Annotated in this window: 15 protein-coding genes; all 15 read left to right on the top strand. The window is 38.1% G+C overall.

What is annotated here, in order from left to right; translation table 11 throughout:
• Positions 1-22 precede the first annotated feature (22 nt).
• The 15 genes from VEIT17_RS05170 (at position 23) to VEIT17_RS05100 (ending at position 13,500) form a co-directional block, all read left to right on the top strand.
• On the top strand, positions 23-859 hold the full coding sequence (locus VEIT17_RS05170; protein WP_119208221.1) for a transketolase: 837 nt from the start codon (positions 23-25) through the stop codon (positions 857-859).
• Entirely contained in the window at positions 859-1,791 is a 933-nt protein-coding gene (locus VEIT17_RS05165; protein ID WP_178885074.1) for a transketolase family protein, read from the top strand. The genes VEIT17_RS05170 and VEIT17_RS05165 overlap by 1 nt, the downstream gene beginning before the upstream one ends.
• Positions 1,792-1,805: 14 nt before the next feature.
• Positions 1,806-2,492 (top strand): cell division ATP-binding protein FtsE, encoded by a 687-nt coding sequence (gene ftsE, locus VEIT17_RS05160; protein WP_178885072.1) that lies wholly within the window; start codon positions 1,806-1,808, stop codon positions 2,490-2,492.
• A complete protein-coding gene (gene ftsX / locus VEIT17_RS05155; RefSeq protein WP_024066929.1) occupies positions 2,482-3,369 on the top strand; it encodes a permease-like cell division protein FtsX in 888 nt (295 codons plus the stop codon). The genes ftsE and ftsX overlap by 11 nt, the downstream gene beginning before the upstream one ends.
• Positions 3,369-4,574 carry a murein hydrolase activator EnvC family protein gene (locus tag VEIT17_RS05150; protein ID WP_105094305.1) on the top strand — a complete coding sequence of 402 codons (1,206 nt, stop codon included), beginning with the start codon at positions 3,369-3,371 and terminating at the stop codon, positions 4,572-4,574. Before ftsX ends, VEIT17_RS05150 begins: the two co-directional genes overlap by 1 nt.
• Position 4,575: 1 nt before the next feature.
• Positions 4,576-5,715, top strand: a complete 1,140-nt coding sequence (locus VEIT17_RS05145) for a S41 family peptidase (protein WP_178885070.1) — start codon at positions 4,576-4,578, stop codon at positions 5,713-5,715.
• 17 nt (positions 5,716-5,732) lie between these two features.
• Positions 5,733-7,004, top strand: coding sequence for a GTPase ObgE (gene obgE, locus VEIT17_RS05140; protein WP_119208216.1), 1,272 nt, complete (start codon positions 5,733-5,735; stop codon positions 7,002-7,004).
• Between the two features lie 8 nt (positions 7,005-7,012).
• Positions 7,013-7,297 (top strand): ribosome assembly RNA-binding protein YhbY, encoded by a 285-nt coding sequence (yhbY, locus tag VEIT17_RS05135; RefSeq protein ID WP_024066152.1) that lies wholly within the window; start codon positions 7,013-7,015, stop codon positions 7,295-7,297.
• Positions 7,298-7,363: 66 nt separating this feature from the next.
• Positions 7,364-8,485 (top strand): glutamate 5-kinase, encoded by a 1,122-nt coding sequence (gene proB, locus VEIT17_RS05130; protein WP_178885068.1) that lies wholly within the window; start codon positions 7,364-7,366, stop codon positions 8,483-8,485.
• Positions 8,486-8,494: 9 nt separating this feature from the next.
• Complete coding sequence (locus VEIT17_RS05125; protein ID WP_178885066.1) at positions 8,495-9,754, top strand: glutamate-5-semialdehyde dehydrogenase; 1,260 nt, start codon at positions 8,495-8,497, stop codon at positions 9,752-9,754.
• A 139-nt stretch (positions 9,755-9,893) separates the two neighbouring features.
• Positions 9,894-10,508: a nicotinate-nucleotide adenylyltransferase gene (gene nadD / locus VEIT17_RS05120; protein ID WP_178885065.1), complete on the top strand. Its 615-nt coding sequence runs from the start codon at positions 9,894-9,896 to the stop codon at positions 10,506-10,508.
• A 3-nt stretch (positions 10,509-10,511) separates the two neighbouring features.
• Positions 10,512-11,081, top strand: a complete 570-nt coding sequence (gene yqeK, locus VEIT17_RS05115) for a bis(5'-nucleosyl)-tetraphosphatase (symmetrical) YqeK (protein WP_178885062.1) — start codon at positions 10,512-10,514, stop codon at positions 11,079-11,081.
• A 12-nt stretch (positions 11,082-11,093) separates the two neighbouring features.
• Entirely contained in the window at positions 11,094-12,215 is a 1,122-nt protein-coding gene (locus VEIT17_RS05110) for an LCP family protein (RefSeq protein ID WP_119208207.1), read from the top strand.
• A gap of 12 nt (positions 12,216-12,227) precedes the next feature.
• Positions 12,228-12,590, top strand: coding sequence for a ribosome silencing factor (gene rsfS / locus VEIT17_RS05105; RefSeq protein ID WP_024066146.1), 363 nt, complete (start codon positions 12,228-12,230; stop codon positions 12,588-12,590).
• Between the two features lies 1 nt (position 12,591).
• Entirely contained in the window at positions 12,592-13,500 is a 909-nt protein-coding gene (locus tag VEIT17_RS05100) for a CvfB family protein (RefSeq protein WP_129822971.1), read from the top strand.
• Positions 13,501-13,504 lie beyond the last annotated feature (4 nt).

The following is a 13,504-nucleotide window of genomic DNA, read 5'->3' as shown; positions in this document are numbered from 1 at the left end:
TAATCCAGAAAGTGAGGTCTCTATGGCTACATTAACACAAGATGTTAAACAACTAGTTCAAGAGAAGGCAAAAGCTATTCGCGTGAGTATTGTTCAGTCTGTAACAGCAGCGAAATCTGGTCACCCAGGTGGTTCTCTATCCATCGCCGATGTGATGGCCTTGTTGTACTATGTAGAAATGAATGTAGATCCAGCAAATCCAAAAGCTCCTAATAGAGATCGCTTTGTCCTTTCTAAAGGTCATGCAGCACCTGCATTATATGCTACATTGGCTGAAAAAGGTTACTTTTCTAAAGATGAGCTTTTGAATTTACGTAAAATTGACCATATGTTACAAGGTCACCCTGATATGAAACATACTCCAGGTGTTGATATGTCCACAGGTTCCTTGGGTCAAGGTATCTCTGCAGCATGTGGCATGGCATTGGCTGGTAAAATCGACAATGCAGATTACCGTGTTTATTCCATTCTTGGTGATGGTGAACTTGAAGAAGGTCAAGTATGGGAAGCTGCTATGTTTGCCGGCCATTACAAACTCAATAACTTAACTGCTTTTGTCGACTTTAATGGTCTTCAAATTGATGGAGATATTACTAAAGTTCTTTCTCCATTGCCTATTCCTGAGAAATTTAAAGCTTTTAACTGGAATGTTATTGAAGTAAATGGTCATGATCTTGATGAACTTCATAATGCTATTGAAGCAGCTAAAGCTTTCACAGAAGGCCCAACTTGCATTGTAATGCATACTGTAAAAGGTAAGGGCGTTGAAGAAATGGAAGGCCAAGCAGGTTGGCATGGCAAAGCACCAAGCGCTGAGCAAGGTATAGCCTTTGTTAATGAAATTATGGGGGTACAATAATGGGTAAAGCAACACGTGAAGCATATGGTAATGCGTTAGCTCGCATTGGTAAAGAAAATACAAATATTATCGTATTAGATGCAGATTTATCAAAATCTACTAAAACTGATACATTTAAAAATGTTTGCCCTGAACGTTTCTTTAATGTAGGTATTGCAGAACAAAATTTGATTTCTGTTGGTGCTGGACTTGCAGCAGCTGGTAAAACCCCATTTGTTTCTTCCTTTGCAATGTTTGCAACAGGTCGTGCATTTGAACAAATTCGCAATGCTGTATGTTATCCAAAATTGAATGTAAAAGTTTGTGCTACACATGCGGGTATTACAGTAGGTGAAGATGGTGCTACACATCAAAGCTTGGAAGATATTTCTTGTATGCGTACACTACCTAATATGACAGTAGTAGTACCTGCGGATGAACGTGAAACAGAAGCTGTAGTTGAATGGGCTGCATCCTATGATGGTCCTGTATACGTTCGCTTGGGCCGTGCTGGTGTAGATGATGTAACAGCTGAAGGTTATACTTTTGTACCGGGTAAATCTACTACTTTAGTTGAAGGTTCTGATGTAACAATTATCGCTTGTGGTGCTTTGGTTGGTCCTGCTGTTGAGGCGGCAAAAACCTTAGCTGAATCTAATGTATCTGCACGCGTTATTAATATGGCATCTATCAAACCAATTGATGCAGATGCAATCGTAAAGGCAGCTACTGAAACAGGTGCTATTGTTACAGCTGAAGAACATAATATCATTGGTGGCCTAGGTTCTGCTGTGTCTGAAGTTGTTGTTGCTAATAAGCCAGTACCTATGGAATTCGTTGGTGTTCGAGATACATTTGGGGAGAGTGGTACACCAAAAGAATTAATGGCTAAATATGGCTTAACAGCAAAAGACATTGTAGAAGCAGTAAAACGTGTAATCACTCGTAAATAATCAAAGGGGATCCCATGATTGAATTTAAGAATGTTAGTAAAGTCTATGATAATGGTTCTGTTGCATTAGACGATGTGTGTTTAACTATAAATGACGGCGAATTTGTCCTCATTTGTGGTCATAGCGGTGCAGGGAAATCAACTCTATTTAAATTATTAACCCATGAAGTAGTACCTGACGCTGGTACTGTTATAGTTGATGATTTTGATGTTACGCGTATGAAGCGTAGTAAAATTCCAAAATTACGTAGAAAGCTTGGTGTTGTATTCCAAGATTTCCGGTTATTACCAAATAAAACGGTATCAGAAAATATTGCTTTTGCACTTGAAGTAATTGAAGAGAAACCAAAGGTAATTAAAGAAAAGGTAAGTCATGTACTAGAGCTTGTTGGGTTAACAGACAAGGCAAATGATTTACCAGAGGATCTATCTGGTGGTGAACAACAACGTGTTGCTATTGCCCGCGCCATTGTAAATCGACCTTCTGTGCTCATTGCTGACGAACCGACTGGTAATCTAGATCCTGATACAAGTAAAGGTATTGTAGATTTGTTTAAGCATATCAATAATTTTGGTACAACTGTTATTATGGTTACCCATAATATGGATCTTGTTTCGTATTTAAATAAACGTGTTATTCGTCTTAAAGATGGTCGCGTTCTAAGTGATAATATGAGAGGTGCTGAAATTAATGAAGCCTAGAACATTGAAATACTTTTTTAAAGAAGCCCTCAAATCTATGAAGCGTAACGGTCTTATGACGTTAGCATCTATTTCTACAGTGGCTTTATCTCTATTTATGCTTGGTGTATTCCTTTGCGGTGTTATCAATTTGAATAACATGGCATCTAGCTTAGAAAACCAAGTTCAATTGAGCATTTATTTAAAAGATGGTTTAACAACTGACCAAATTATGGCGGTAGGTAAGCAAATTAAAGCTATACCAAATCTTAAGCATTTGGAGTTTGTTAATAAAGAGCAAGCTATGAAGGAATTCAAAGCTCGTCTTGGTGATCAACAACAATTAGTAAATGCCCTAGGTGATGTAAATCCATTGCCAAATTCTTACGTATTAACCTTTGATAATCCTAGTGATGTTAAGGCCACAGCTAAATTAGCTACTACATTCCAAGGTGTTGAAAGTACACATTATGGTCAAGATATTGTGGAAGAACTCTTCCGTATAACTCAAGTTATCAGAATTGGTGGTATCGTATTAATTGCATTCTTAGCAGCAGCTACATTATTCATCATTTCTAATACAATTCGTTTGACTGTGTTCGCTCGTCGTAAAGAAATTGCCATTATGAAATATGTAGGTGCAACAAATGGCTTTATCCGTTGGCCATTCTTGATAGAAGGCATGTTATTAGGTTTAGTTGGAGCTATTATTGCCGTTCTTTGTGTAGGTGAATTCTACCATTTTATTACTATGGAAGTTTCTGAGTCTTTAGCATTCTTCCCATTAGTACCAATGTTCCCATTCTTCTATGATGTGGCTATCTATATTTTAGTTGGCGGTATTATAGTAGGTGCTATTGGTAGTACAATTTCTTTAAAACAATACATGAAGGTGTAATGTTTATGAAATACAACACAATCAAATCTCGTCTGGTGGCAACAATTTTAACAGGTATAGTAGTACTGGGAACACCACTATACATTGTTGCGGAAGATGAGGATTTAACGAATCAATTAGATTCAATTCAACAACAAGTTAATCAACAAAACTCTATTAAAGCTGATGCTGAAACTGTCATTGTAAGCGTATCTGAACAGTTGCGTCAAATTGAAGAGCAATTGCGTCAAGCTCAACAACAGTTAGAGTCTATTCAACAACAACGTGTAGCCGTTGAAAATGATATTACTGTTAATGAAAAGTTACTAGCAGAAGCACAAAAACGTTTAGAAGGACGTGAGTCCGTATTTTATAAGCGTGTACGTGATATTTATATCAATGGTCGTCTAAGTTATTTAGATGTTGTTATTGGTTCTAAAGACTTTAGTGATTTTGCAAATCGACTAGAGATTTTAAAACGCATTATTGATGCTGACATTAAATTAATCGATGAAATCAAAAAAGAACGTGCTGAAATTGCTGCACGAAAGCAAGCTCTTGAGCAATCTCGAGCTAAATTAGTGGAGCTTGAAAAGGCAGCAGTAGCTAAACAAGCTGAAATTGAACAAAAAAAGAAAGAACGGGAAGTCGTTCTTCAAAAAGCACAAAATGATCGTGCCACTGCAATGCAAGCTGTGGAAGAACTCAATGCTTCTTCCGCTCAAATTACTGCACTATTAAAAGCACGTCAAGCGGAACGTGCAGCGGCTCGCGCTGCTGCAGAAGCGGCGGCCGCAGCAGCAGCTCAACAGTCTGCACCAAGTTACTCTTGGGTGCAAGGTTCTGGTCAACTGGGGTGGCCTGTAAGTGGTGAAATTACTTCTCCATATGGTTATCGTACACATCCAATTTGGGGAACAACGATTTATCATTCTGGTATAGATATTGGTGTTGATGAAGGTACACCTGTTCATGCTGCTGATGGTGGTACCGTTGTTTGGTCTGGTTGGATGGGCGGCTATGGTTATGCCGTAGTTATCGACCATGGTAATGGCATGTCCACCCTTTATGGCCATAATTCTGAGCTTGCTGTCTCTGAAGGACAAGATGTATCTAAAGGTCAAGTTATAGCCTATGCTGGTAGCACTGGTAATAGTACTGGGCCACACGTACATTTTGAAGTTCGTATAAGTGGGGATCCTGTGGATCCTATGGGATATTTATAATATGAAATTTGATACACGTACGGTGTTATGGAGCCTATTGAAATATATAGGCTCTGGCATCGTTATTATGTGGCTCATGTTTTGGTATCTATCTGGTTCATTCTGGGGGTTACCAAGACTATTTGTAGCCTACTATGCTGCGAGTCAAGTCTTTATGACACCTATGTCTAAAGCTACCCTTTATGATGGTATGTTAAAAGGTTTGATTGGCTCTTTGGGAGAGCCTCATAGTGTTTATTTAGATGCTGATGAATTTAAGTCCATGAAAATGCAAACATCTGGTACTTATGCTGGTGTAGGCATGGTTCTTGGGCATGATGATAAAGGTTTATATGCAGTTAGTATTATGGAAGATCAACCAGCTTTCAAAGCGGGCATTAAACCTGGGGACCATATTATTGCTATCGATGGTCAATCCACAAGTGATATTACTGTAGAAGATGCATCCTCTCGAATTCGCGGTGAGGCGGGTACTGTTGTAGCCCTTGATATAGAGCGCAATGGTGAAACATTGCACTTTGATATCACTCGTGAATCCATTGTGTTACCAACTGTTAAAAGTAAAATGCTCACAAGTACAGTGGGATACATTCGTATCAGTCAATTCGCTGAGAATACAGCTGATGATTTTGAAACACAGTTTAAAGAATTGCAATCTCAAGGTATGAAGGCACTGGTGTTAGATCTCCGTGATAATCCTGGTGGTTTGTTATCTACAACAGAAAAGATTTCTAACTATATTATGCCTCCAGGTACACTAGTAACGGTACAAAATCGAGCTGGTAAAAAAGATGTTTATAAGTCGAATGGCCCAGAAGTAGCTATGCCATTAGTAGTTCTTGTTAATAAAGGATCTGCTAGTGCATCTGAAATTATAGCTGGTGCTATTCAAGACCGTAAACTAGGTACTATTTTAGGTACTAATACATATGGTAAAGGTACAGTTCAAACTATTTACCCTAGCCTTGATAATGAAGGCGTTAAGGTAACTATAGCTAAATACCATACACCAAATGACCGTGTTATTGATGGCATTGGTATTAAACCAGATGTAGAGCTTGATCTACCAAAAGGTGTAAATCCATCTAGTACATTAGATGATATTCAAATTAAAAAGGCATTAGAGTTATTACAGCAATAATGCATAGGAGTTAAAATATGTTTATAGATAGAGCGCGTGTCTTTGTTAAGGCCGGTGACGGTGGGGATGGCATGTCTAGCTTCCGCCGTGAGAAATACGTGCCAAATGGCGGCCCTAGTGGCGGCGATGGTGGTAAAGGGGCAGACGTTATTTTTAAAGCGGACAAGAATATTAATACTCTTGTAGACTTTAGATATAAACGTCAGTTTAAGGCGCCTGCTGGTGGTAATGGTGAAAGCTCTAACAAGCATGGTCGCGGTTCTGAGCCACTGATTATCCCGGTTCCGTTGGGCACTGTAATTAAAGAAGAAGAAACAGGTAAAATTTTCTGTGACCTCGTTAACGATGGCGATACATTTGTTATTGCTAAAGGTGGTCGTGGGGGCCGTGGTAATGCACGCTTCCAAACAAGTGCTAACCGTGCACCGACATTTGCAGAAAAAGGTGAACCTGGTGAAGAGTTCTGGTTACAACTAGAACTAAAAGTATTGGCTGACGTTGGTTTATTAGGGTACCCATCTGTAGGTAAATCTAGTATTTTACGTAAGGTTTCTAAAGCTCAACCAGAGGTTGCGGCTTATCACTTTACTACATTGACACCTGTACTTGGGGTAGTAACAATCTCTGGGGACCGTAGTTTTGTACTAGCTGATATCCCTGGCCTTATTGAAGGTGCTAGCGAAGGTGTTGGTCTAGGACATAACTTCTTGCGTCACGTAGAACGGACTAACATTTTAATTCACGTCCTTGATGTATCTGGTATGGAAGGACGCGATCCAAAAATTGATTTTGATGCTATTAACGAAGAACTTCGTAAATATTCTGAAAAATTAGCCAATAAAAAACAAATTGTTGCACTCAATAAGATTGATATGGTCTTTGATGATACAACAATTCCTGATACAAAAAAATATTTTGAAGATAAAGGCTACGAAGTCTTCCTTATCAATGCATTAAGTGGTGAAGGTTTACCAGAGCTCATGGAACGAGCATACTACTATGTAGAAAACTACGAGCCAGAACCGGAAGCAACTGATGATACAGTAGTATACGAAGCAAAACCAGATGTAGAATTCGTTATCACTCGTGGTGACGATGCTGCATTCTATATTACAGGTAAACGTATTGAACGTTTAGTAGCAATGACAAATTTAAGTGATGATCAATCTCTTCGTAGATTCCAACGCATTTGGCGCTTTATGGAGCTAGATGCTAAATTAAAAGAAAAAGGTTGTAAAGACGGTGATGAAGTTGTGATTGGCGATCAACGCTTTACATTCCAAGAGTAGGAGTAATAATGACAGGAAAACAAAAACGGTATTTACGCTCTTTGGCAGCAACAATGCCACCAGTAGTTCAAATTGGTAAAAATGGTTTAGAAAATAGTGTTATTGATAGTGCTCGCGCAGCCTTAATGGCTCGTGAATTAATCAAGGTGAAATTACACAACAATAGCCCTGAAGATAAGACGATTTTCCAAGAGTTAGCCGATATGTTAGGTGCTGAATTAGTCCAAGTCATTGGTTTTAATGGTGTTTTATATAAAGCTAAAAAAGAACCTAAAATTATTTTACCTAAGTAAATCGTCATATTACTAAATTTTATTATAGTGGGAACGTCATAACCTGTTGACCTAGGAGGTTAATCTATGCGCAGTGCTATCATCGACGCAAAAAGAATAGTAGTTAAAGTAGGCAGTAGTACGTTATGTTATGCTAATGGACATTTAAACTTAGAGCGCATAGAAAGATTAGTACGCCAATTATCAGATTTAGCTAATCAAGGTAAAGAGGTTATCCTTGTTTCTTCTGGTGCAACGGGAGCTGGCCTTGCCCCTCTAGGATTTAAAGAAAAACCTAGAGACCTTGTTTTGAAACAAGCTGCTGCAGCAGTAGGACAAGGTATCCTCATCCATATGTATGAGCGTATGTTTCGTGAATATGGTCGTACAGTAGGTCAAATTCTATTAACAAAAGAAGATAGTACAGGCCGTCATAGTTATCTAAACTTGCGCAATACACTACATACGTTATTGCAACTCAATGTTATTCCTATTATCAATGAAAATGACGTAGTTGCTATTGAGGAATTTAAAATTGGTGATAATGATACTTTATCTGCTACTGTTGCAGGCATTGTAGATGCTGATTTGCTTATCATCTTATCCGATATTGAAGGATTATATACAGCTAATCCAGCAACTAATCCTGATGCAACATTGATAGAAGTCGTTTCCGAAATTACTGATGAAACCTATGCTATTGCAGGTGGAGCTGGATCTAATATGGGTACAGGTGGCATGTATACCAAGATAAAGGCAGCCCATATGGCTACAAACTCTGGCGTACCTATGGTAATTACATCCGGTGAAGTGGAGGATTCTGTGCGTCGCGTATGTAAGGGTGAAAATATTGGTACCCTCTTTGAAGCACATGATGCTGGCTTATCAGGAAAACATCACTGGCTTGCCTTTGGTAAACGATTAAAAGGATCAATCACTATTGATGATGGTTGCGCTCGTGCTGTATTAGATAAAGGTGCTAGCATTTTACCAGCTGGTATTATTGATGTAGATGGGGCATTTGGGCCTGGTGATACCATCTCTATTTACCATGATGGTAAAGAAATCGGTCGAGGTCTTATTAACTATGGCATCGAAGATATGAAGGCCATTAAAGGTCATAATACAAATGATATAGCTAAAATTTTAGGTATTAATACAACCTATGATGAAGCAGTACATCGTAATAATCTAGTTTTATTACATTGAGGATATCCTATGAACCAGTATGAAGAAATTTGTAAAGATATGGGTCAAAGAGCTAAAGCGGCATCCTTTGAATTGGCTCAAATTGATCAAGGTACATTAGATTCTGCATTATTGGCAATCGCTGATGCTGTAGAAGCACAAACCGATGAAATTATGGCCGCTAATCAATTAGATCTAGATAAATCTGGCGATTATAATGTACCTCAAACCATGATTGATCGATTAACATTAACACCTAATCGTATTGCTCAAATGGCAGAAGGTGTTCGTCAAGTGGCGACTCTTGAAAGCCCTGTGGGATCTGTTATGGAAACGATTACACGTCCTAATGGCTTGACTATAGAAAAAAGAGCAGTACCTTTTGGTGTTATTGGTATTATTTTTGAAGCGCGCCCCAATGTGACTATCGATGCTGGTGTACTTTGTTTAAAAACTGCAAATGCTACTATATTGCGCGGTGGTAAAGAGGCATTCCATACTAACCAAATTATTGTGTCTATTATGCGCAATACCTTAGAAACACTAGGCATTACGCCAGATGCGATTCAACTCGTGGAGGTTCTAGAGCGAGAGATGGTTGGCGTATTACTGCAACAACGTGAATATATTGATGTTGTTATTCCACGTGGTGGAGCAGGACTCATTCGCCGTGTTGTTAATGAAAGTAGTATTCCTGTAATTGAAACGGGGAGTGGTGTATGTCATACCTTTGTCGATGAATATGCCAATCTAGATATGGCGTTAGAAATTGCTATTAATGCAAAGGTACAGCGTCCATCTGTATGTAACTCTATGGAGACTCTATTAGTACATCAAGCTGTAGCTGCTGAGTTTTTACCTCGTCTTGATGTAGCGTTACAAGAATATGGGGTACGAATTCACGGCGATAATGCTGTAGCTCAATATATGGGTAATACAATTCCTTTAACAGATGATTCTTTCAATACAGAATATAATGATATGGACTTAAATGTACGTATTGTTGATACTCTTGAGGAAGCAATCGATCATGTGAATTTATATTCTACACATCATTCAGAAGCTATAGTAACAGATGAACCAATGCGTGCAAAAGTATTTATGAACTTAGTAGATTGTTCTACAGTGTATCACAATGCATCAACTCGTTTTACTGATGGTTTTGAATTTGGTTTTGGTGCGGAAATTGGTATTAGCACCCAAAAGCTTCATGCTCGCGGACCAATGGGATTACAAGCACTAACATCTTATAAATACTTTGTATTTGGAGAAGGCCAAGTTCGAAAGTGAAGACCGTATATTACTTAATAAGGGCATACTACAGATATATTCAGACTCCAAAAGGTCGATACGAATGGATATCCTATGGAAAGGCATTGCTCTTGTTTATCGTTATCTGTGTCATTGTCATTAAGGGTGTGGCATTATTATGGTAGAGAAACGTCGTATAGGAATCATAGGTGGAACATTTAATCCTATCCATTTAGGGCATCTAATGATTGCTGAGGTTGCTTGTGAAAGCTTTAACCTAGAAAAGGTAATTTTTGTACCTGCCAAGGTTCCGCCTCACAAACAACATGATGTAATAGATAGTCGTCATCGATATGCTATGACGGCAGCAGCCGTATCAGATAATCCTAATTTTGAGATTTCTGATGTAGAGATGCGCCGAGGAGGCCCTTCGTATACAGTTGATACTATTCAACATTTTAAGGTCCTTTATGGACCAAATGTTGAATTTTACTTTATCGCTGGTACTGATACAATTCGTGCATTACCAACGTGGAAGTTTATTGAGGAATTATTAGATGAGGTCCACTTTATTGGCGCTACAAGACCTGATGGATCAAGTGCAATTGACGAAACATTAGCAATTTTAGGCCCTAAAGCACGTGAAAAAATACATCTTATGGAGGTTCCTGAGATGAAATTATCTGCTACGTATTTACGAGAACGTCTACACTCTGGTAAAACAGTTCGATATATGTTGCCAAAATGTGTGGTGGAATATATTGAGGAACACCATATTTATGGGAAGGAATAAAGGATGTTATCATTTGATGAAATACAACTTAGAGTGAGTCAATGGCTGAGCAAGAAACGATTTAAGCATACTCTTGGCGTTGTGGAATCGGCTACTCATTTAGCTAAGCTTTATGGCATTGATGTGGAAAAGGCTAGATTAGCCGCATTACTACATGATTGCGCTAAAGAATTGCCTTTACAGGATATGCAAAATCTTGTGAAAAGTGAATCTTATGATGCTGATCAAGAATTATTAAGTAATGGCAATCTTTTACATGGTTTAGCTGGTATGATTCGAGCAAAAAAAGAGTTTTCTATATCTGATGATGAGGTTTTAGAAGCCATTCGAGTTCATACGACTGGAAAGGTACATATGTCTACGCTAGATAAGGTGATATTTTTAGCAGATTATATTGAGCCTAATCGAGATTTTCCCGGTGTGGATGAGTTGCGTAACGTTTCAGAACTAGATTTAGATAAGGCTGTATTGCTTGGTTTTGATAATACTATTATTCATCTTATTGAGCAAAATTTATCGATTTATCCGTTGACCATTCTTGGTCGTAATGATGTGTTACAATCTTGTAAATAATGGAGTTTATATATGGAAGAACGTGAACGAGCAAGAGCTCGCCGTCGTAGAAGAAGACGTCAACAAAAGTCATCTGTTAAATGGCCTAGATTTATAGTAGCTGTTATTGTAGTACTTGCCCTACTTGGGGGTATAGGCTATGGTTTGTATACTGGGGTATCTTATGTGTATAGAGCTGTTACAGGTACTACTGAGACAACTGATACAGCTGTAGATAATGGAAATAAACAAGATGGTAATACTGTATCTGTAGAACAAAAAGGGTTAGATAAACCATTATACATTCTTGTTGTCGGTACTGATGATAATAATCCTAGTCAAAGTGATAGTCTATTCTTGTTATCCATTAATTTAGATCAAAAAACAATGGATGTTATTGGCATTCCTAGTAATAGTAAAATTGATAATAGAGATCAGACCGATGCAAGTATGCTCAATAGCATCTATGAAAAAGGTGGTATTGATCTAACAAAGGCTGTCATTGAAGATATGTTCCATATTTCTATACCATATTATGTTGTAGTTAATCAAAATGCTTTCAAAAAGACTAACGATGTATTAGGAAATCAACAAATCTATGTAGAACAGACTATGGAACACGTAGATGCAGAGGGAAATAAAGATATTGATTTGCAACGAGGATATCAAACATTAGATAGTGATAAGGCTTTATCCTATTTACGATATTCTGATCCAAAACACGATACATTTACACGTGTACAACGACAAGAAAGATTTTTGAAACTATGGGTAGAAGAAGAGCATAATTCATTCTTCTTAACAAATGCATGGCATATTTGGAGAATTTGGGATCATTATGATAGTAATATTTCTACATTAGATGCTATTAAGCTTGTGTATAATGCTAGCAAAATTAATAAGGAAGAGATTCATTTCTATATTCTTCCTGGTGAAAAAGAGTTAGTTGGCGATATGACATATTGGAAGGTAAATCCAACAGAAGCACAACGATTAGTAGGCATTACGATGGGAAATCTACCAGCCAATGAAATGACACAATTTGTTACAGCTCCAACTAATAGTACAGCCAAGGTTGCACCTGAATCAGAACATAATGGTGGTACTATCACAAAGCCATCAGAACCGGGTGATGAGAGTACTAATAAACGTTAAAAGGGGAATAGTATGAAAAATAAAGAAGAAGTTAAACAAATCGTATTACAATTAGCACAAGCTGCTTTTGATAAAAAAGGCAGAGATATCGAAATTCTCGATTTAGAAGGTGTATCTATGTTAGGGGATTACTTCCTAATTGCTAGTGCAAATAATATTAAGCAATCTCAGAGTATTGCTGATGAAATGGAAGATAAAGCAGCAGAATTGGGCATGACAGTAAATCATAGAGAAGGTTATCGCGAAGGTGAATGGATTTTACTTGATTTTGGCGATATTATTTGTCATGTCTTTGGTGGTGATGAGTTGCGAGAATTCTACGGTTTAGAAGAATTATGGAATGATGCAGTTCGAGTTCCATTTGAAGGAGTATAGTATGGCTACAGAATTGTTGGAAAATACAATTGCCACATTAAAAGTATTGCGTACTAGTGATCAAGGGGCTTTTCTAGATGGTCAAACTGGCAATACAAATGATGATATTTTGCTTCATAAGGATCAACAAACATCTCCTGTTGCCATTGGTGATGAAGTAGAGGTATTTTTATATCGCGATCCAAAGGGGCGTTTGACTGCTTCTATGCGTTTACCAGCGATGAAGGTAGGCCAAATTGGGTATGTTGAGGTAATCAATACTACAAACTTTGGCTGTTTCGTAGAGGTTGGTACTGAGCGTGGTATCTTCATGCCTCACGCAGAGATGCGTGGTCGTCCTCAAGTGGGCGAAAAAGTTTGGGTTCGACTCTATACAGATAAATCTGGTCGTTTTGCAGTATCTATGGATGTTGATGACGAAATGCGTCGCGCATCTAAGGCTGCTACAGATGCTAAAGTAGGACAACTTGTTAAAGGCGCTATCTACAACTTGACTAGTGATGGGGCATTCTTCATCACTCCTGAACGATGGATTGCCTTTTTACATCGTTCTGAGATGACTAGAAAATTAAAAGTAGGAGAAATGGTTGAAGGTCGTGTTACCTTTAAACGTGATGATGGTCGTATCAACGTATCTATGCGTCCTACTAAGGAAAAGGCACTCATTTCTGATGGAGACATTATAATGGAGTACCTTCTTAATCGTGGAGGCAAGATGCCATATAGCGATGAATCTTCTGCGATGTTGATTAAAGATAAATTTAATATCAGTAAAGCTGCCTTTAAGCGTGCTTTAGGGCATTTGATGAAAGAGAAAAAAATTGTTCAAGATGATGGTTGGACATTGTTAACTGAAACAGGACGTCAATGGACACCTCCTGTTGGTAATGAATCACAAGAAGAGGAATAAAGGC

Source organism: Veillonella nakazawae (assembly GCF_013393365.1).
Lineage (GTDB): Bacteria > Bacillota > Negativicutes > Veillonellales > Veillonellaceae > Veillonella > Veillonella nakazawae.
The sequence above is the reverse complement of the archived record's forward strand: the minus strand, read 5'-3'. Positions and strand labels throughout refer to the sequence as shown.